10 protein-coding genes are annotated in these 21,400 nt (G+C 59.5%); 9 read left to right on the top strand and 1 reads right to left on the bottom strand.

All coding sequences use genetic code 11. From position 1 onward, the window contains the following. Positions 1–53: 53 nt before the first annotated feature. The 9 genes from PP263_RS19610 to PP263_RS19570 all read left to right on the top strand — a co-directional run bounded on the left by PP263_RS19610 (position 54) and on the right by PP263_RS19570 (position 19,755). Positions 54–1,589, top strand: a complete 1,536-nt coding sequence (locus PP263_RS19610; RefSeq protein ID WP_308365691.1) for a tryptophan 7-halogenase — start codon at positions 54–56, stop codon at positions 1,587–1,589. Continuing rightward, on the top strand, positions 1,579–3,039 hold the full coding sequence (locus PP263_RS19605) for a tryptophan 7-halogenase (protein WP_308365690.1): 1,461 nt from the start codon (positions 1,579–1,581) through the stop codon (positions 3,037–3,039). Before PP263_RS19610 ends, PP263_RS19605 begins: the two co-directional genes overlap by 11 nt. A gap of 149 nt (positions 3,040–3,188) precedes the next feature. Then, the gene (locus PP263_RS19600) at positions 3,189–6,107 is read left to right on the top strand and encodes a TIM-barrel domain-containing protein (protein ID WP_308365689.1); all 2,919 of its coding nucleotides are present in this window, start codon (positions 3,189–3,191) and stop codon (positions 6,105–6,107) included. 185 nt (positions 6,108–6,292) lie between these two features. After that, a complete protein-coding gene (locus PP263_RS19595) occupies positions 6,293–8,266 on the top strand; it encodes a glycoside hydrolase family 97 catalytic domain-containing protein (RefSeq protein WP_308365687.1) in 1,974 nt (657 codons plus the stop codon). Between the two features lie 26 nt (positions 8,267–8,292). Further along, complete coding sequence (locus PP263_RS19590) at positions 8,293–11,457, top strand: glycoside hydrolase family 3 N-terminal domain-containing protein (protein WP_308365686.1); 3,165 nt, start codon at positions 8,293–8,295, stop codon at positions 11,455–11,457. A gap of 83 nt (positions 11,458–11,540) precedes the next feature. Next, a complete protein-coding gene (locus PP263_RS19585; RefSeq protein WP_308365684.1) occupies positions 11,541–11,675 on the top strand; it encodes a hypothetical protein in 135 nt (44 codons plus the stop codon). 103 nt (positions 11,676–11,778) lie between these two features. Continuing rightward, a complete protein-coding gene (locus PP263_RS19580) occupies positions 11,779–14,373 on the top strand; it encodes a non-reducing end alpha-L-arabinofuranosidase family hydrolase (RefSeq protein ID WP_308365683.1) in 2,595 nt (864 codons plus the stop codon). A 208-nt stretch (positions 14,374–14,581) separates the two neighbouring features. Further along, positions 14,582–17,119, top strand: a complete 2,538-nt coding sequence (locus PP263_RS19575) for an endo-1,4-beta-xylanase (protein ID WP_308365682.1) — start codon at positions 14,582–14,584, stop codon at positions 17,117–17,119. A 122-nt stretch (positions 17,120–17,241) separates the two neighbouring features. After that, complete coding sequence (locus tag PP263_RS19570) at positions 17,242–19,755, top strand: glycoside hydrolase family 95 protein (RefSeq protein WP_308365681.1); 2,514 nt, start codon at positions 17,242–17,244, stop codon at positions 19,753–19,755. Positions 19,756–20,773: 1,018 nt separating this feature from the next. On the opposite strand, the gene PP263_RS19565 is transcribed toward PP263_RS19570, so the two are convergent. Continuing rightward, positions 20,774–20,950, bottom strand: coding sequence for a hypothetical protein (locus PP263_RS19565; protein WP_308365680.1), 177 nt, complete (start codon positions 20,948–20,950; stop codon positions 20,774–20,776). Between the last annotated feature and the right edge of the window lie 450 nt (positions 20,951–21,400).

Below are 21,400 nucleotides of genomic sequence, written 5' to 3'. Positions count from 1 at the left end.
CAGAAGGATCTGCGGCTTTTCAGCTGCAGATCCTTTTTCTACAGGATTTAAAAATGCAACAGCCCTATAGAATAGTTATTGTTGGCGGAGGCACGGCCGGCTGGATGACCGCGGCTTCCATCTCATCGCTGTACAAGGACCCAAGCCGCTACCAAATTGTGCTGATTGAATCCGAAGAAATAGGGAGCGTTGGCGTTGGTGAGGCCACCCTGCCACAGATTAAAAGTTTCAACGATCAGCTCGGTATTGTTGAAGCGGATATGATGAAGGAAACCAATGCGACCTTTAAGCTGGGCATTAAATTTGTCGATTGGGGGAAAATTGGAAACGACTATATTCATCCTTTTGGCCTGTATGGAGGACCTGGAAATACTTTTGAGTTCCATCAGTACTGGGCGCATATAAGATCACAAAAATCCATCCCTGAAATTTCGCATTATTCCCTTGCGGTTCACCTTTGTAAGAAAAACCTGTTTAATCTTCCCTCCAAGAACCCTGATGAAATAGAAAACACCTTTTCCTACGCCTATCACTTCGACGCTACCCTGTATGCCAGATATCTCAGGAAAATCAGCGAAAAAGCCGGCGTACAAAGAATCAACGGGATCGTTGTAAGCATCAACAATGACAAAGAAACAGGAGAGATTACCTCAGCCGGTCTCAAAGATGGCAAAGAAGTTTGCGGTGACTTCTTTATCGACTGTTCAGGATTTCGATCGCTTTTGCTGGAGAAAAACCTCAAGGCAGAGTTTGAAGACTGGTCTGATTGGCTGCCCTGCGATAGAGCGATGGCGGTTCAAAGTGACAGGGAAGAGAACATTCCTCCATATACGGTATCCACTGCGAAGGAAGGTGGCTGGCAGTGGCGTATTCCACTACAACACCGCACCGGGAATGGCTATGTATTTTGCAGCAGCGTAATAAACGAAGCCCAGGCGCATGACTCGCTTTTGCAAGATATTCACGGGAAAGCACAGACCGAGCCCAGACTGCTCAAGTTCAAGGCCGGGCGCTACAAGAATTCCTGGAGAAAGAATTGCGTCGCTATTGGTTTGTCCAGCGGGTTCCTGGAGCCGCTGGAATCAACAAGTATATATTTGATTCAAATTGCCATAATCTGCTTGTTGCGCCTGTTCCCTGCCCGGCGCGATAGCCGCAACTCCATCCTCGCTGACGAATACAATCGACTCATTGACAATGAATATGAGCGTATTCGGGACTTCCTGATCCTTCACTACCACTTGAATGAACGCACGGACTCTGAACTCTGGCGTCACTGCCGATCCATGGAGATTCCGGAAAGCCTGTCGCAAAAGATGGATCTATTCAAGCGACGCGGATACACGGAGAGCTTTAAGTACGGGCTATTCAGTACACCAAGCTGGCTCGCTGTTCTTTATGGGCAGGGCTTAAGCCAAACGGGCATTGATCCATTCATCTCATCAATTCCCCTGGCGCAGATAGAGCCCCTGCTCAGCGATGTTGAAGCCAAGATAAATCAAGCCCTGTCGTCTTCATATACTCACAAACAGTTTATTGATGAGTATTGTGCATCACACGCTATGAGTGGCGAGCAGAATGAGCGATAAGATCAAAAAAATTTCAGTTATTGGCCGCGATCTGGACGCCTGGGTAACGGCCTTGTTTCTAAAGTCCATTCTCGATAGATTCGAGAACAAGTACGACATAGAACTGATAGAACTGAATACTGAATTAACGCCACATGACTTTTACGCGGTTTTGCCGAGTTACAAAATGCTGCATAAGACTCTTGGTGCAGACGAAGGGAAACTGCGAGCAACGGCAAACTCACACATCCATTTCGGACAGAGATTTACGGATTGGAACCGGGATCAGCCGGAATTCTTCCACGCTTATGATAGGCACGGCATAAACTTTAACGGCGTTGATTTCTACCAGTACTGGGCAAAGGCAAAACAAAACGGCCTGGACCTGCCCCTGGAAGCGTTTTCCCTGGGTGTGGCGGCCGCCAAGCATCGCCGGTTTATTTCCGGAAATGATGAATCCGGATTTTCACATGCCGCACATGGATACCACCAAAGTGCCATTGAGTATACCGGCGCTGTCGCCCGGGCAGCCCTGAACGCAGGGGTCAGGCGGATTGCCGGGAGCGTTAAATCGGTTAACTGCGAGAATGAGAGGATCATTTCCGTAGAATTGAATGATGGAACTGTTGTAGAGGCTGACTTTTACATTGATGCATCGGGCCCTGACTCAGATCTTATCAATGCGCTTTCAACGAACAACTTTTCGGATTGGGGCCGCTGGTTTCAATGCGACCGAATGATCGCGGCATCAGGCGGCCCTTTGACGCCGCACCCAGCATTTTCCCAGATTACTGCCTTCTCCTGTGGTTGGTGTGGACTTTATCCACTTTCCAATCGCACTGGCATCCATGTTTTGTATTCCTCCCGAGAGGCAGATTTCAACAAAGTAGCCGGGGAGATCCGGTCACTCACCGGCGCGGATATCAGCAATGGTGTTGAACGTAGCATAAGATGTGGTATTGCAGAGAAGTCATGGATCGGAAACTGTATGGCGGTTGGCTCTGCGGCAGCGACCTTGGAACCGTTGGACGCATTGCAGCAGCACCCCTTGGTTATCAGCCTGGTCATGCTGAGACAACTCTTTCCCAACGGAAACGAGTACGTCAACGAAAGGAAGATCTACAACGAGAAAATGCATTCTTTTGTTGGCAACCTGAGAAATTTTCAACTGGCCCATTATCACCTGAATACAAGGGATGATCCATTTTGGAAGGCTTGTCGCAGCGTAAGGCCACCGGAGGCACTTTCGGAAAAGATTGCCTTGTTCAAACACAGTGGTTACGTATCAATCAGGGAAGATGAGACATTTCAAGAAGAGAACTGGACAAGCATATTCAACGGGCATGGACTGGCTCCAGAACACTATAGCCCGTTAGTTGACAATATCCAGGAAGAAGACCTGATGAAACAATTCAAGGAAATACTAAGAACAATTAAAGAGCGAATTGAATCAGCACCACTAATAGATTGAATAAATTTCAGTTGAAAGGTTCGCCTGACAGATTTTTGCTCCTGCAAAATCTGCATTTCCGCTGGGCGGCACTCCGCCATCCTTGGCGGTCACAAGCAGGCTCCTACAGAACGACAGAGTTTGATAACAAGTGAAGTACGAACAGGACCATGAAAGAATATAAAACCTATGCACGCCCACTGATGGCACTCGCCCTCTTCCCCTGGCTCTACGCCTGCGACGGCGCGCCGAAGGAAACCACCGCCGAAGCTGCGGCTAAAAACTGGCAGAAGACCGCCAACGGCGCGGTAGTCGAGCTGGCGGACGGAGAATTCAAGCGGGTGCGCCTGCAGGTGATCGATGATGACATCATTCGCGTAACCGCTACCCCGCAGACGAGTTTCGCCAATCTGCCCGATAACCTGATGGTGATCGCCGAGCCGCAGAAAACGGCATTCTCCGTAGCGCAGCGCGACGACCGCCTGGTGATCAAGACGGAAGAAATTTCCGCGGAGGTCTCCCTGGCGAATGGCGCGGTACAGTTCAAAGACGCACAGGGCGAAGTGCTGCTCGCCGAGGCGGAGCGCAGCCTAGCCCCGGTGCAGGGTGATCCCGGTGCGGTGGATGCGGATTCCTATTCGTTCCGCCAGCAGTTCCAACCGCTGCCCGATGAAGCCTTCTACGGCCTGGGCCAGCAGCAGGACGGCCACGTGAACTACGCCGGCAAAAATATCGAGCTGACCACTTACAACCTGGAAATCACCATTCCCTACCTGGTTTCCAGCCGCAACTACGGCCTGCTGTGGAACAACAACGGTATCTCCCGCCTGGGCGATCCGAAGCCGCCGCAGCCGCTGTCCGCCGCCTTCGAACTCTACGATGCCGAGGGCAACAAGGGCGGCCTCACCGCGCGCTACTACGACGGCGACGAGCTGAAAATGGAACAGGTGGTAGCGGACCTCGATTACCAGTTCCTGTCTCACGCCAGCGTGCGTGAAGTACCGCTGCCGGAAGAAGTGGCAGAGGCGAAAAACTTGCGCATAGAGTGGGAGGGCAGCATCTCGCCGAAAACCAGCGGCGAGCATGAGTTCAAGATGTATTCCAGCGGCTACGCCAAGCTGTCTCTGGACGGCGAGCTGCTGCTGGACCGCTGGCGGATGAACTGGAACCCCTGGTACCACAATGCCGAAGTGGACCTGCAGGCAAACACAAAATATCCATTGAGCCTGGACTGGACCCCCGGGGGCGGCTACTTCCGCCTGCTGCAGCACGCCCCCCTGCCGGCGGCGGAAAAGCAGCGGCTGTCATTCGCCTCCGATACCGGCAAGGCGGTGGATTACTACTTTGTCGCCGGCGACAGCAAGGACGACGTGATCTCCGGCTATCGCGAACTGACCGGCAAGGCCACCATGCTGCCCAAATGGGCCTTCGGTTTCTGGCAGAGCCGCGAGCGCTACAAGTCCCAGGATGAACTGCTGGGAGCGCTGGAGGAATACCGCGAGCGCAAAATCCCCATCGACAATATCGTACTCGACTGGTCCTACTGGCCGGAGGACGCCTGGGGCAGCCACGATTTCGACAAGGCGCACTTCCCTGAACCCAAGGCCATGGTCGACCGGGTACACGAGCTGAACGCCAATATCATGATTTCCGTATGGCCCAAGTTCTATCCCACCACTGAGCACTACAAGGCGCTCAATGCCAAGGGCTGCATGTTCAACAAGAACATCGAGAAAGAAAACCTCGACTGGATCGGTTCCGGTTACCTGAACAGCTTCTACGATGCCTACAACCCCGAGTGCCGGGAAATCTACTGGGGCCAGATCCGGGACAAACTCAACACTCTCGGTTTCGACGCCTGGTGGCTGGATGCGGTGGAGCCGGATATCCACTCCAACCTCAACTTCGAACACCGCAAGGACCTGATCACCCCCAACGCCCGGGGCACCGGTGCCGAGGTCTTCAACGCCTACGCGCTGCCCCACGCGGAGAGCGTGTACCAGGGCGAACGCGAAACCGACGGCCACAAGCGCAGCTTTATTCTCACCCGTTCCGGCTTCGGCGGCATCCAGCGCACCGGCTCGGCGATCTGGAGCGGCGACGTGGTCTCCCGCTGGTCCAACCTGAAGGAGCAGATCGCCGCGGGCGTCGGTGTGGGCATGGCGGGCATGCCCTACTGGACCTTCGATATCGGCGGCTTCACCCCCGAAGACCGCTTCCGCCAAAACGGCAGCGTCACCGTCGGCCACTACAGCGAAATGGCGGAGAGCGAACAGCAGGAGTGGCAGGAACTCAACCTCCGCTGGTTCCAGTTCGGCGCCTTCACCCCGCTGTTCCGCTCCCACGGGCAGAACCCCTACCGGGAGATCTACAACCTCGCCGACGAGGGCAGCGAAACCTACGAAAGCCTGGTCTGGTACACCCAACTGCGCTATCGCCTGATGCCCTACATCTACACCCTGGCCGGCGATGCTCACCACAAGGACGGCACCATGATGCGCGGCCTGCCGATGGACTTCGGCGACGACCCCAAGGTGCGCGATATCAACACCCAGTACCTGTTCGGCCCGGCACTGCTGGTGAACCCGGTATATGAATTCGGCGCGCGCAGCCGCGATGTCTACCTGCCCGCGAGCAGCGACTGGTATGACTTCTACAGCGGCAAAAAATACCGCGGTGGCCAGAGCATCGACGCCGAGGCCCCCTATGCGCGTATGCCGCTGTTCGTGAAAGCCGGCTCCATCATCCCCACCGGCCCCGCGATCCAGCACACCGGCGAAAGCCTGAATGCACCGCTCACCCTCAACGTGTACACCGGTGCGGACGGCAGCTTCGAGATCTACGAGGACGACGGCAAGAGCTACGGCTATGAAAACGGCCAGTGGTCCCGCATCCCTCTCAGCTACGACGGCGCCACTGGCACCCTGACCATCGGCGAGCGCATCGGCAGCTTCAAGGGCATGGCGGAAAAGCGGCAGATCAAAGTCCGCTGGATCACCGAAGGCCAGAGCGCGGCGGACTTTGACGCCGAGCCGGCGGAGGCAGTGGAATACAACGGAGAAAAACTGGTACTGAAAAAACCCACCTGAGCCCCGATAGGAATGGCACTAAGTTAATCGAAGCCCCCCTGTAGGATGGGTAAAGGAGCGCAGCGACGTGCCCATCTTCCGCGGCAGTGATGGGCACGCTGCGCTTTGCCCATCCTACGCAAAGCTCATAACTTAGTGCCATTCAGCACCGACAGTATTTGGACCTAACAACTAGTGGAAAAATCATGAAAAGATCTCTCTCGACAACTCTGTTCCTGGCGCTGTGCACACCGGCACTTGCCGCCGACTGGTCCCTGCAATCCCCCGACAGCAGCCGGGAGATACAGGTCCGGCAGAACAAAGCCGAAGCGCTCGAATACCGCATGCTGCTGCACAGCGGAAAGGACACTACCGAACTGCTCGGTTGGTCGCCCCTGGGCCCGGTAATTCACAGCTACAACTTCCGGGACATACCACTCGATCCGATAGTCAGTGATTTCTCGCACACGGTGAAATTCCACCGGCAGAGAGAGCGCCGCGGAGAGGACAACTACACGCTGGTAACCGGCAAGCGCCGGGAAAACCACGCCGAATACCGGGAACTGGCACTGGAATTCACCGACACTGAAACCAAGCTGGCCATGACCCTGGAACTGCGCGCCTACGACGACGGGCTCGCCTTTCGCTACGTGTTGCCCGAAAAGAGCGATTCCTACTACCGGATGGTAGAAGAGAAAACCGCGTTCAACGTGGGAGAGGGTTCGAGCTTTTGGGGCCAGCCCTACGACTTCAACACCATCTACCACCCTTCCTACGAAACCCCCTGGCAGCAGGTTACAAGCGGCACAGCGGTGCTCGAGGACGAGGGCGTGGGCTGGGGATTCCCCTCGCTGGTACAGAAGGGCGACGCCTGGCTGGTGATCCACGAAGCGGGCCTGGACGAGCACTTCCACGGCTCCCACCTGCAGCCGAAGGCCGAAGACGGCATCTACCGCATAGCACCGCCCTCAAAGGAATCCGCGCTGGGATTCGGCAGCAACATCGCCGCCTCCACCCTGCCCTGGCAAATGCCCTGGCGCTTTGTGATCGCCGGTGAAAACCTCGCGGAAATTGTCGAGAGCAACCTGGTCTTCCACCTGTCGCCGGCGAGCCGTGTCGAGGACACCAGCTGGATAGAACCCGGCGTCTCCTCCTGGAGCTGGCTGACGGACCACGAGAGCCCCCGGAACATGCAGACCCTGAAGAAGTTTATCGACCTGGCCGCGGAGATGGGCTGGGAGTACTCGCTCATCGACACCAACTGGAACACCATCGCCGACGATGCCATGGAGCAACTGGTGGCCTATGGCAAGCAAAAGAAGGTCCGCCTGATCTTCTGGTACAACTCCGGCGGCCGCCACAACTTTATCGGCGAACTGCCGCGCAACCGCATGGACGAACGCAGCATACGCCGCGCCGAGTTTGCCAAGCTGCAGAAGCTGGGCGTGGCCGGCATCAAGGTGGATTTCTTCCAGAGTGACAAGCAGGACATAGTGCGCCTATACCAGGAAATCCTTGAGGACGCCGCGGACTTCCAGCTACTGGCCAACTTCCACGGCAGCACCATCCCCCGCGGCTGGCAGCGTACCTGGCCCCACCTGATGAGCATGGAGGCGGTGCGCGGTGCCGAGTTCTACACCTTCTCCGCCGATACCGATTACGACGAAAATGCGCCCCGCTACAACACCATTCTGCCCTTCGCACGCAACGTGATCGGCTCCATGGACTACACGCCGTCGATCTTTTCCCAGCCACCTGCCGGGCGCCACACCACCAATGCCCACGAAGCGGCACTGGCGGTGGTATTCGAATCCGGTATCCAGCATATCTCCGACAGTGTGGAGTCCATTCGTGCACTGCCGACGGACTACCGCAAATACCTGCAGCAGCTGCCCACCGCCTGGGACGAAACCCGGCTGCTCGCCGGCTTTCCCGGTGAACACGCAGTGCTGGCCCGGCGCAGCGGCAAGCGCTGGTTTATCGCCGGCATCAATGGCGAGGCAAAGGAAAAGACACTGCAATTGAATATCAGTCAACTGGATGGCCTCGGCAAGCGCGCCCTGCACTTGTACGACGACAGCGAGCACCCCTTCGCCGCGGGCCAGGTGCAGTTGAAATCCAGCGAGATGTTGCAGGTTTCCATGGAAGCCAACGGCGGCTTTGTAATGATGGTCGATTAAGCGGAAGTTTTTGTAAGGAAGTTCCTATGAAGAAATCAATCTTATCCGCCCGTCTCCTCTGCGCGGCGCTACTGTTCCCGGCGAGCTGGGGGCTGGCGCAGGCGGACAAAAGCCCGGAGCTTTGGCCGCAGGCCACAAGCCCGGCTGGCGACGAGAAAATCGAAATCCAGGTGGAGAAGCTGCTGGCAAAAATGCCCCTTGAGGAAAAAGTCGGGCAGATCATGCAGGCAGAAATCCAGTCGATCACGCCGGAAGAAGCCGGGAAATACCATATCGGCTCGGTCCTGAACGGTGGCGGTTCCATGCCCAACCGCAAGGATGGCGCCGGGCCGGACGACTGGGTGGCGCTGGCGGACGCTTTCTGGGAGGCGTCCATGGATACCGCCGACGGCGGTACCGCCATCCCGATTTTCTGGGGAACCGACGCGGTGCACGGCAACGGCAACCTGATCGGCGCCACCCTCTTCCCCCACAATATCGGCCTGGGTGCTGCGCGCAATCCGCGCCTGGTGCGTGCCATCGGCGAGGCCACCGCGCGCGAAGTGCGCACCACCGGCGTGGAGTGGGTCTTTGCCCCCACCCTGGCGGTGGCCCAGAACGATTTTTGGGGACGCACCTACGAGAGCTATTCGGAAAAGCCCGAGGTGGTGCGCCAGTATGCGGCGGCCATGGTACAGGGGCTGCAGGGCACTGCCGGTGCAAACAGTTTCCTCAATGAGGACCGGGTCATCGCCACCGCCAAGCACTTCCTCGCCGATGGCGGAACCTACGGCGGCGACGACCAGGGTGACGCGCGCATCGACGAGCGCGAGCTGGTGGATATCCACAACCCGGGCTACCCCGCCGCCATCGAGGCCGGGGTGCAGACGGTGATGGCCAGCTTCTCCTCCTGGAACGGCGAAAAGCACCACGGTAACTCCTACCTGCTCACCGACGTGCTGAAAGAGCGCATGGGCTTCGACGGCCTGGTGGTGGGCGACTGGAACGGCCACGGCCAGGTGCCCTGCTGCACCAACGACAGCTGCGCCCAGGCGATCAATGCCGGCATCGACCTGCTGATGGTCACCTACGACTGGAAAAAAATGATCGAAAATACCCTGGCCCAGGTGCGCGCCGGGGAAATTTCCGAAGAACGGCTGGACGACGCGGTAAGGCGCATTCTGCGCGTCAAACTGCGCGCCGGCCTGTTCGACAAAAGGCCTTCCGAGCGGGCACTGGCCGGCCGCGAGGATATCGTCGGTTCCCCGGAGCATCGGGCGCTCGCCCGCCGCGCCGTGCGCGAGAGCCTGGTGCTGCTGAAAAACCGCAACAATATTTTGCCGCTGAACCCGAAACAGAAAATCCTGGTGGCCGGCGACGGCGCCGACAGCATCGCCATGCAGTCCGGCGGCTGGAGCGTCAGCTGGCAAGGCGCGGGCATTCCCAACGAGAAATTCCCCGGTGCCACTTCGATTTATGCAGGCATCAAGTCCGCGGTGGAAAAGGCCGGCGGCAGCGCCCTGCTGTCCGCGGATGGCAGCTTCGAGCAGAAGCCGGATGTGGCGATAGTCGTTTTCGGCGAGCGTCCCTATGCCGAGGGCCAGGGCGACCTCAATACGCTGGAATTCGAGGCGGGCAAAAAGCAGAGCCTGGCGCTGCTGAAATCCCTTAAATCCAAAGGCATTCCGGTGGTTTCTGTATTCCTCTCCGGCCGCCCGCTGTGGGTCAACCCGGAGCTGAACGCCTCCGAAGCCTTCGTCGCCGCCTGGCTGCCCGGTACCGAAGGGGCCGGCGTCGCCGACGTGATTATTGCAAAAGACAGCGGAGAGCCGAATTTCGACTTCAAGGGCAAGCTGTCGTTTTCCTGGCCGAAACTGCCGTTGCAGGCGCGTCTCAACCCCCACCACCCGGACTACGATCCGCTGTTCGCCTACGGCTACGGCCTCGACTACGCGGGCGCGGAGCAAGGGCCTTCAGGCCTCGCGGAAAATGTCCCCGGCCTCACCAGTGGCGAAAGCGACAGCATCGCCCTGTATGTCGGTCGCCCGCTGCAGCCCTGGGGAGTGCAGATCAACGAGTTCGGCCAGAACCAGATGCTGAGCGGCGCCTTTGCCAGGCTGCCCAGCGGCCACGTCACCCTGGTGACCAGCGACAAGGACGTGCAGGAAGATGCCCTCACCCTCACCTGGAAGGACACCTGGAGCGCCGACCTCAGCTTGCAGCACGGCGGCCCACTGGACCTGTCCGGCTATGTGCCTGAGGGCGTGCTGTCCTTCGACCTCAAGGTGGACGATCTCGACAAGGGTGACCTGGAACTGGTACTGAGATGTGGCAACGAGTGCGAGCGGAAGCTGGATCTCTCCAGCCACGGCCGGGCCACGGCCGGTAAGGGATGGCGGCATATCAGCGTCGCGCTCAGCTGCCTGGCCCAAGGCGACGATTTCTCTGCGGTATCCGTGCCCTTCGAACTGCGCGTCGCCGGCGCCGGCCAGGCGGCCGTGGCCAATATCCGCCTGGACCGCAAAGGCGAGGCGAATCAGGCCTGCCCCGACTACAGCAAGCTCTCCGTCACCCCGGCGACACTCGATCACTACTGGTCGCGGGACTGGTGGCTGCCCCGCCACGAGGAAAAACTGGCGCGCATCGAGCAGGGCAATGTGGACCTGCTGATGATTGGCGACTCCATCACCCAGGGCTGGGAAAAGGAGGGCAAGGCCGTATGGGAGAAATTCTACGGCGAACGCAATGCGGTCAACCTCGGTTTCAGTGGCGACAGGACCGAAAACCTGCTCTGGCGTTTGCATCACGGCGAAGTGGACGGCATTAACCCCAAGGCCGCAGTGCTGATGATCGGCACCAACAACACCGGCCACCGCCACGAGGACCCGCAGCTTACCGCCGCCGGCATCCGCACGGTGCTGGACGAACTGCGCAGCCGCCTGCCGGAGACCAAAATCCTGCTGCTGGGCGTCTTCCCCCGGGATGCGGAGCCCGGCACGCTGATGCGGAACATCAACAGCGAGATCAACAGGATCATTTCCGGATACGCGGACGGGAAAAATATTTTCTTCCTGGATATCGGCGACGAGTTCCTCTCCGGGGACGGCCGCCTGAGTGCGGACATCATGCCGGACTACCTGCACCCGAACGGGAAAGGATACGAGATCTGGGCCGAGGCCATGGAACCGACCCTGGCCAAACTGTTGCAATGATGTCGGGACCCGGGACTCGAATTTGTAGGATGGGCACACTGTGTTTTGCCCATCCTACGAATACAACTCTGTAGGAGCCTGCTGTGACCGCCATGGATGGCGGAATGCCGCCCAGCGGAAATGCAGATTTTGCAGGAGCAAAAATCTGCCAGGCGAACTGTGCCGGCAACAACCTTCCAGTTGCCATCACTGGCGAGGGCAAAGGGGCGTTCGATTAGGCCCCGGCCCCGCCATCCCTGGCGGGTCGCCAAACCGGACACAAAGCTACTACAGCCTTAACAACAAAGTCCCGCACGCAGGACAAACGGGAAGAGTTCGACCATGAAATTTGACCTATTTCGAGTGGTTTTCCTCGCCGCCGCGCTGGCCACCGCCGGCTGCAGCGGCGGCAAGGGGAGCGAGGGCCCGGACGAATCGACGCCTGACAACAACGCACCGCCGGTGGCCGACGCCGGCGCCGACCTGACGGTAACTGCGGGGAACGCCGTCACCCTGGTGGGCTCCGGCAGCGATGCCGACGGCAGCATTGCCAGCTACAGCTGGAGCCAGGTCTCAGGCGCCTCGGTATCCCTGTCCGCGGACGGCGCCGAGGCGGGCTTCACCGCACCGGCGGTGGGAGAATCGGCGCAACTGGTATTCGAGCTTCTGGTCACCGACGACGACGGGGCCACCAGCGAGGCGGACTCGGTGACCGTGACGGTGCTGCCGAAACAGGAGAAATTCTTCGGCACCGCGGTGGAACAGGCCGACGACTACAACCAGCTCACCGTCTACTTCGACCAGCTCACCCCCGGCAACGCCGGCAAGTGGGGCAGCGTCGAGTCCACCCGCGACCAGATGAACTGGACGGCCCTGGACACCGCCTACCAGTTCGCAGCGGACAACGGCCTGCGCTACAAGCACCACACCCTGATATGGGGCCAGCAGCAGCCGGCCTGGATGGATGACCTTCCCGCAGAGGAACAGCTCGCGGAAATCGAGGAGTGGATGGCGGCATTGAAAAACCGCTACGACGAGATCGATATGATCGACGTCGTCAACGAACCCCTGCACGCCCCGCCCTCCTACAAGGAAGCCCTCGGTGGCGACGGCGACACCGGCTGGGACTGGGTGATCACCGCTTTCGAGATGGCGCGCGAGCACTTCCCGGATTCCACCCTGATCCTCAACGATTACAACATTCTGCAGCTCCGGGAATTCACCGAGGATTACCTGGAAATCATCGAACTGCTGCAGGCGCGGGAACTGATCGATGGCATAGGCCTGCAGTCGCATTTCCTGGAGCAGACGTCGGCGCAGGAAGTACAGGACAACCTGGACCGGCTGGCCGCCACCGGCCTGCCCATCTATGTATCGGAACTGGACATCAACTTTGTCGACGACGCGCGCCAGGCCAACAAAATGCGCGAATTATTCAGCGTCTTCTGGCAACACCCGGCGGTGGTGGGCGTCACCCACTGGGGCTATCGCCAGGGCCACACCTGGCGCACGGAAGCCTGGCTGCTGAACAGCGATGGCACCGAGCGGCCGGCACTGAAATGGCTGCGCTGCTATATCGCCGGAGAGAGCATCGCCGGAGAAAGCGGTTGCGACGCGCTGGTCCCCGAATATGTGCCCGCCGGCTGGAGCGGCGACGCCTCCGGGGTGAAGCTGGAAGCGGAACTCTACGACCGGGGCCAGGGCGTGCTCGCCTCCGGGGACATCGTCTCCCACACCGACATGGGCGACTGGATCCTGTTCCAGGGCGTGGAATTCCAGTCGGAATGGGACAGCTTCTCGATCAACTACGCCAAGGGCAGCGGCGCGGCCGGCAGCATCTCCGTGCGCCTCGACAGCCTTGAAAATGGCGATACGCTCATTGTGCCGCTGCCGACCAGCGGAGGCTGGGGCGAGTTCGACACTGCCGAAGCCGAGTGGCCGGCAATCGAAGGCACGCACGACGTCTACATCCGCTTCAACGAGGTGGCCGGCGTGGGCAATATCGACTGGCTGCGCTTCGCGGGCGCGGCGGAGGAAGTGAACCAGGCATGCGATCTGCCCGGTTCCTTGAACTGGACCTCCAGCCAGCCGTTAATCACACCGAAGAACGGCAGGGCATCGGTGAAGGACCCGACGATCATTAATTACAATGGTCAGTATCATGTATTCTCGACGGTTTATGACACCGCCTATAGATCCATTTACATGAACTTTACGGATTTCAACCAGGCAGACGCTGCGGATCAACTTAATTTTGCACCCGGTGGAAGGAACACCGTCGCTCCGCAAGTGTTCTACTTCGCGCCCCAGGACAAGTGGTACCTCATTTCGCAATGGCCCGGCAAATACTCGACCAACACGGACATCACTAATCCGAATGGCTGGACCTCGCCGCAAAACCTGTTAGCTGGAGAGCCCGATGCCTCCCTGGATTTCTGGGTGATTTGTGATGATGCGAATTGTTACCTGTTCTTCTCGCGGGACGATGGCGCGTTGTACATGAGCAAAACCACCATTGACAATTTCCCGAACTTCAGTGGTTACACAACAGTCATGTCCGGTGCGCAGAACGTGCTGTTCGAAGCCTCCAATGTGTATAAGCTGCAGGGACTTAACAAATACCTCCTGATGGTGGAAGGCTGGCAATCGGGCCCCCGCTTCTTTAGAGCCTGGACCTCGACCAGCCTGGAAGGACCCTGGACACCTTATAAGACTTCGGAGTCCGATCCCTTTGCGGGCTCAAACAATGTTTCCTTCCCCGGCGGCCGGTGGACCAACGATATCAGCCACGGTGAAATGATCCGGGCCGGCTATGACCAGAAAATGGAAATCGACGCATGCAATATGCAGTATTTGTATCAGGGTCATGATCCCGACATCACTGTTGAGGATTACAACCAGCTGCCGTATAAACTTGGCCTATTAACCGCCAATTAAACTCTACTCCCGATAGCGCAGTGCCCTTTGTAATAAAGGGCACTGCAACTTTTTTATGGAATAAATATCAGCGTTGATGGGAGTGCCGCTGTGACCAAGAGAAAATTGGTTACGCTCTTTTACCCGCGGCTGCCGCCCACCCGGCGATTTCCATACTACAGCCTTAACAACAAAATTCCGCACGCAAGACAAACGAGAAGGTTCGACCATGAAATTTGACCTGTTTCGAGTGATTTTCCTCGCCACCGCGCTGGCCGCAGCAGGCTGCAGCGGCGGCGGCAGCGACAAGGGAACAGGGAGCCCGGACGACCCGGCGCCCGACACCAACACGCCGCCGGTGGCCGACGCCGGCGCCGACCTGACGGTAACTGCGGGGAACGCCGTCACCCTGGTGGGCTCCGGCAGCGATGCCGACGGCAGCATTGCCAGCTACAGCTGGAGCCAGGTCTCCGGCTCCCCGGTATCCCTGTCCACGGACGGCGCCGAGGCCGGCTTCACCGCACCGGCGGTGGAAGCGTCGGCGCAATTGGTGTTCGAGCTCCAGGTCACCGATGACGGCGGGGCCACAAGCCCGGCGGACTCGGTGACCGTGACGGTGCAGCCGAAGCGGGAGAAGTTCTTCGGCACCGCGGTGGAACAGGCCGACGACTACAACCAGCTCACCGTCTACTTCGACCAGCTCACCCCCGGTAACGCCGGCAAGTGGGGCAGCGTCGAGTCCACCCGCGACCAGATGAACTGGACGGCCCTGGACACCGCCTACCAGTTCGCAACGGACAACGGCCTGCGCTACAAACACCACACCCTGATATGGGGCCAGCAGCAGCCGGCCTGGATGGATGACCTTCCCGCAGAGGAACAGCTCGCGGAAATCGAGGAGTGGATGGCGGCATTGAAAAACCGCTACGACGAGATCGATATGATCGACGTCGTCAACGAACCCCTGCACGCCCCGCCCTCCTACAAGGAAGCCCTCGGTGGCGACGGCGACACCGGCTGGGACTGGGTAATCACCGCTTTCGAGATGGCGCGCGCACATTTCCCCGATTCCACCCTGATCCTCAACGATTACAACATTCTGCAGCTCCGGGAATTCACCGAGGATTACCTGGAAATCATCGAACTGCTGCGGGCGCGGGGGCTGATCGACGGCATCGGCCTGCAGTCGCATTTCCTGGAGCAGGCCCAGGCGCAGGAAGTACAGGACAACCTGGACCGGCTGGCCGCCACCGGCCTGCCCATCTATGTATCGGAACTGGACATCAACTTTGTCGACGACGCGCGCCAGGCCAACAAAATGCGCGAATTATTCAGCGTCTTCTGGCAACACCCGGCGGTGGTGGGCGTCACCCACTGGGGCTATCGCCAGGGCCACACCTGGCGCACGGAAGCCTGGCTGCTGAACAGCGATGGCACCGAGCGGCCGGCACTGAAATGGCTGCGCTGTTATATCGCCGGAGAAAGCGGTTGCGACGCGCTGGTCCCCGAATATGTGCCCGCGGGCTGGAGCGGCGACGCCTCCGGCGTGAAGCTGGAAGCGGAACTCTACGACCAGGGCCAGGGCGTGCTCGCCTCCGGGGACATCGTCTCCCACACCGACGCGGACGACTGGATCCTGTTCCAGGGCGTGGAATTCCAGCCGGAATGGGACAGCTTCTCAATCAACTACGCCAAGGGCAGCGGCGCGGAGGGCAGCATCTCCGTGCGCCTCGACAGCCTTGAAAACGGCGATACGCTCATTGTGCCGCTGCCGACCAGCGGAGGCTGGGGCGAATTCGACACCGCCGAAGCCGAGTGGCCGGCAATCGAAGGCGCGCACGACGTCTACATCCGCTTCAACGAGGTGGCCGGCGTGGGCAATGTCGACTGGCTGCGCTTCGCCCCCGCGGCCTCCAGCGGCGACTCCCCCGCTTTCTTCGTGGGCAACATCACTACGGGCGGCCAGGTCCGGTCCGACTTTATGCAGTTCTGGGACCAGATCACGCCCGAGAACGAAGGCAAGTGGGGCAGTGTGGAAGGCGTTCGCGACCAGTACAACTGGAGTGGCCTGGATGCGGCATACAACTTCGCCCGGGAGAACGGTATTCCATTCAAGCAGCATACGTTCGTATGGGGAAACCAGGCTCCGGGCTGGATCGATAATCTCAGCCCCTCGGAGCAGGCCGCGGAAATCGAAGAATGGATTCGCGACTACTGTGCGCGTTATCCGGACACCCAGATGATCGACGTAGTCAATGAAGCCACCCCCGGTCACGCACCGGCGGGCTATGCGCAAAGCGCCTTCGGCAATGACTGGATCATCCGCTCGTTCGAACTCGCCAGACAGTATTGCCCGAATGCCACTCTGATTCTGAACGATTACAACGTGCTGAGCTGGAATACCCAGGAGTTCATCGATATGGCCAGACCGGCGGTCGAAGCCGGCGTGGTGGACGCCATCGGCTTGCAGGCGCACGGTCTGGAGGACTGGTCCCTGAGTGACCTTAAGAGCAAACTCGACGCGGTGGCCGCCCTGGGTCTGCCTATCTACATCTCTGAGTATGACGTCAATGAAGCTGATGACCAGCGGCAGTTGCAGATCATGCAGGAGCAGTTCCCGATGTTTTTCAGCCATCCATCCGTTGCCGGAATTACCCTGTGGGGCTATGTGGTGGGCGGAACCTGGGTGCCCGACAGCGGCCTTATCCGCAGTGACGGTTCACACCGCCCGGCCATGACCTGGCTGATGGACTTCCTGGAACGGTAGGTCTTCAACTCGCCGAACTGATTCAATGAGCTAGTCGGTTCGAATATGTAGGATGGGCAAGGCGCAGCGTGCCCATCCTACGGGAGTAGTTGCTCCCAATAAAAAATAAATGGGGATTCCCGATGCAGTTTTTGACTCGTAATTTTTGGGGCGTCGTCGCCCTGCTGTCGGCCACCTTCGCAACTGGTGTGGCGGCGGACCCGGGAGCGCTCAAACTCTGGTACGAAAAACCGGCCACCCGCTGGGAAGAGGCGCTGCCCCTGGGGAACGGGCGGCTCGGGGCCATGGTCTACGGCGGCGTCGGTACCGAAACCATCCAGCTCAACGAAGACACCTTCTGGGCCGGTGGCCCCCACAACAACCTCAACCCCGCTGCGCTCGAGGCCCTGCCCGAGATCCGCCGCCTGATCGATGCCGGCGACTACGCCGGCGCCTCGGCCCTGGGGGCGAAGAGCATCACCAGCCAGGGGGCCCAGGGCATGCCCTACCAGTCGGCCGGTGTGTTGCGAATCGACTTCCCCGGGCAGGAAAATTTCCAGGACTACCACCGGGAACTGGACCTGGAGAATGCCGTTGCGCGCACCCGCTACAGGGTGGGCGAGGTTCAATACGAGCGCGAGGTGTTCAGTTCCTTCGTCGACCAGGTGGTGGCAGTGCGCCTGAAGGCCAGCCGCGCGGGGGCCCTGAACTTTTCCCTGACTTTGGAGCACCCGGATGGCATGGCGGTGACCGCCAATGCCGCTGATCGCAGTGTCCTGATGGAGGGGCGCTCGCGCGACCATGAAGGCATCGAGGGGCAGGTCAAACTGGCGGATCTCGCCAAGATCGTCCAGGTGGATGGCCGGGTTCGGGCAAAGGGCGATCGGCTGCAAGTCTCCGGCGCCAGCGAGGCCCTGATCCTGGTGTCCATGGCGACGAATTTTGTCAATTACCGGGACCTCAGTGCCGATGCACTGGCGCGCGCCGAACAGGCCATGCAGAGTGCGGAAAACCGGTTTGGCGCGGGGGCGGATGCCTATGCGGAGCGCCTGGAAGCGCACAGCGATTTTTACCGGCAGTACTTCGACCGCGTCAGCCTGGACCTGGGCGGCAATGACCTGGACCCCAATCGCCCGGCCCTGGAGCCGACCGACAAGCGCATTCGCGAATTCGCGAAGCGCCATGACCCGGCACTGGTGGCCCTCTATTTCCAGTTTGGCCGCTACCTGCTGATTTCGTCTTCCCAGCCCGGCACCCAGCCCGCCAACCTGCAGGGCATCTGGAATCCCCATTCCGAACCGCCCTGGGACAGCAAGTACACCCTGAATATCAACGCCGAGATGAACTACTGGCCCTCCGAGGTCACCAATCTCAGCGAACTCAACGAACCGCTGGTGCAACTGGTCCGCGACCTGTCGCAAACCGGCCGCGACAGTGCCCGCCTGATGTACGGTGCGCGCGGCTGGGTTGCGCACCACAATACCGATATCTGGCGCATCAGTGGCGCGGTGGACTGGGACTGGGGGCCCTGGCCCACCAGCAATGCCTGGCTGGTGCAGCACCTGTGGCAGAAGTACCTGTACAGCGGCGACGAGGATTTCCTGCGCAGTGTCTACCCGATTTTCAGATCCGCCTGCGAGTTCTTCGAGGATTTCCTCGTGCGCGATGCGCGCAGCGGCTGGCTGGTCGTCTCGCCCTCCATGTCCCCGGAAAACGCCCCCTGGGCCACGGGGCAGAAAATTGCCAAAGGGGTGACTCTGGACAACCAGCTGCTCTTCGACCTGTTCACCCACAGTGTCGAGGCGGCCAAACTCCTCGGTGAGGACAAGGCCGCCGTCAAGCGCTGGCAGGCCATCATCGCGCAGCTGCCGCCGATGCAGATAGGCCAGTACCACCAGTTACAGGAGTGGATGGAGGATTGGGACAATCCCCTGGACCACCACCGCCATATCTCCCATTTGTATGGCCTCTATCCAGGCAACCAGATTTCCCCGCTGCGCACACCGGAACTCTTCAATGCCGCGCGGGTGACCATGGAACAGCGCGGCGACCCCTCCACCGGCTGGTCGATGAACTGGAAAATCAATCTCTGGGCGCGCCTGCTCGACGGCGACCGCGCGCTCAAGCTGATCCGCGCTCAGATCTCGCCGGCGCGGAAAGACAATGCAGTTGCTGGAGACGGCGGCACCTACCCCAATATGTTCGACGCCCATCCGCCCTTCCAGATAGACGGCAACTTCGGCTTCACTGCCGGCATCGCCGAGATGCTGGCGCAGAGCCACGACGGCGCCGTACACCTGTTGCCGGCGCTGCCGCAGGCCTGGCCGGAGGGCGAGGTCCGGGGCCTGGTGATGCGCGGTGGCTTTGTGCTCGACATGCGCTGGGACAAGGGGCAGGTCAGTTACCTGAAGGTACTGTCGCGGTTGGGCGGCAACCTGCGCCTGCGCAGCCATGCCCCGCTTCCACAAGCGGGGGACTTCGCTGTGAAAAGCGCGCGTGGCAGCAACCCGAACCCCTTTTACGCCACGCCGCAGGTGAAAGCGCCGCTCGTGCACACCCAAAAACGCCTGCCGGAAATATCACTCGACAACAGCAGGCTGGTGGACGTGGCGACGGAGGCAGGTCGGGAGTATGTCTGGACAACCGCAGAAAACTAGTGTCCTGTCTGGGCATATCAGCATCGGGTCAGCTGCCTGGCCCAAGGCGACGATTTCTCTGCGGTGTCCGTGCCCTTCGAACTGCGCCTCGGTGGCGCGGGCCAGGTGCTGAGCGCCGACGGTGACACCTTGCTGTGGAACCCGGGGGCGAGAACTGCTACCGCTCTCTGGATGGCGGCCTGAGCTGGAATCCCGTATCCGACCTGCCCGCGTGTCCGAAGCCAGTGGCGGACAGGGCCGATGCCGGGCATTCCTACGCACTCGCCGGAGGCACCCCGTACGTTAAGACGGCGGCCAGAGTTTCAGCGCCGCCGCGGGCGGGCCCGCCGGCGGCCGACTCAAGGCACTGACTCCCTGGAAGCCATTTCACAGCGACTGCGCCACTGGGGCGGTAGCAGCGTCCACGACGCCTGCTGCAAACTTCAACTTACACAAGAAAAACTGCAACTTTCTGCAATTTGATAAGCTTTTTCAGAATAGCATTACCGCTAAGCCTCTGTTTTCAATAGGGTTATTGCTGGCAATGGGCTAGACAGGCCCATATCAACAAAACAATAAGCCTTCAGAGAGCGAGCATGAGCAGAACCGGCGTCTTGGCCCAATTCGGCCTTCCAATCCTGGTGAACAGCTGCGAGAGCGCAGGCGATGACTCCTCTGCCGGGATTGGTCCAGGTTCATCCAGTGCCTCCGGCGGAATCAGCGGCACACCCTTACCCCAGCTACAACACCAGCCCACTCGAGCCACACAGCCCGGGGATGCAGAGCACAGCCGTGCAGATCGCCAACCAGATCACCCTGGGCAGAAATATTGGCAATACCCTGGAAGCCCTTGGCGGGGAGACGGCCTGGGACAACTCCACGGTCTCCTGCGGTTTGATGGAGTTGGGGAGGATAGCGGTTTCGACCCGGTCCGTATTCCGATCTCCGGGAGCAGCACGCCACCCTCAACATCTCCCAAGTCGGCTACAGGCAGAACGACGCTTACACCGCCTACATTGACATGGGATCGCCCGCACAGTTAACCAAGCCGCAGGTAGCGGCACTCAAGGCGAAGGCCACGGGCAAGCCCGCACAGCAAAAGAACATTCGCATCGGCAAAGAGCGCGTGTTTGACCTGTGCCTGCCGCTGCGTGAAAACGATGTATACCTGGTTGAGCTCATCCGGCGCAAATAGAAGTTGATTCAACAAAATCATCTATTCCAAGGGCGGCCGCCGTCCCAGATAGATGGCAACTTCGGCGCTACGACGGCATCACTGGGATGCTGCTACAGAACAGCGACGAACTGCGAGCGCCTGCCACAGAAAAACAAGTTCAGTTTGCGCCGAATTTAGTAATAACAAATTCTCAACCTGCGCCCAGGAAGGCAAACAGTGGCTTTCGAGGCGCGGGGCGGAGTTGCTCACCTTCTGACCGATGGTGAGTCAATAATCACGGGGAGGTAGATTCAGCACCAGGCTCCCATCCAGGTGTGCAAGCCAAATACCTTTTGGTTTCGCTCACTAGGTGCTTGTGGGGTTCGCAAGAGCCCCTTTTTTTCCATTGTCCTCAAGTCTGTACCAATGAGTGGAGTGAAAGACGAACACTGTTAAAAATATGGTTTTGGCCGAATCAGCGGCCACCCGTGCACGCCAACGGTATCACCG

The sequence above is a fragment of the Microbulbifer sp. TB1203 genome, from assembly GCF_030997045.1.
Taxonomy (GTDB): domain Bacteria; phylum Pseudomonadota; class Gammaproteobacteria; order Pseudomonadales; family Cellvibrionaceae; genus Microbulbifer.
The sequence above is the reverse complement of the archived record's forward strand: the minus strand, read 5'-3'. Positions and strand labels throughout refer to the sequence as shown.

Bases quoted from the DNA above. Each gene is read 5' to 3' on its own strand.
- PP263_RS19590 (WP_308365686.1), top strand. From the start codon at position 8,293: ATGAAGAAATCAATCTTATCCGCCCGTCTCCTCTGCGCGGCGCTACTG.
- PP263_RS19575 (WP_308365682.1), top strand. From the start codon at position 14,582: ATGAAATTTGACCTGTTTCGAGTGATTTTCCTCGCCACCGCGCTGGCC.
- PP263_RS19570 (WP_308365681.1), top strand. From the start codon at position 17,242: ATGCAGTTTTTGACTCGTAATTTTTGGGGCGTCGTCGCCCTGCTGTCG.
- PP263_RS19565 (WP_308365680.1), bottom strand. From the start codon at position 20,950: ATGATTTTGTTGAATCAACTTCTATTTGCGCCGGATGAGCTCAACCAG.
- PP263_RS19610 (WP_308365691.1), top strand. From the start codon at position 54: ATGCAACAGCCCTATAGAATAGTTATTGTTGGCGGAGGCACGGCCGGC.
- PP263_RS19605 (WP_308365690.1), top strand. From the start codon at position 1,579: ATGAGCGATAAGATCAAAAAAATTTCAGTTATTGGCCGCGATCTGGAC.
- PP263_RS19580 (WP_308365683.1), top strand. From the start codon at position 11,779: ATGAAATTTGACCTATTTCGAGTGGTTTTCCTCGCCGCCGCGCTGGCC.
- PP263_RS19595 (WP_308365687.1), top strand. From the start codon at position 6,293: ATGAAAAGATCTCTCTCGACAACTCTGTTCCTGGCGCTGTGCACACCG.
- PP263_RS19600 (WP_308365689.1), top strand. From the start codon at position 3,189: ATGAAAGAATATAAAACCTATGCACGCCCACTGATGGCACTCGCCCTC.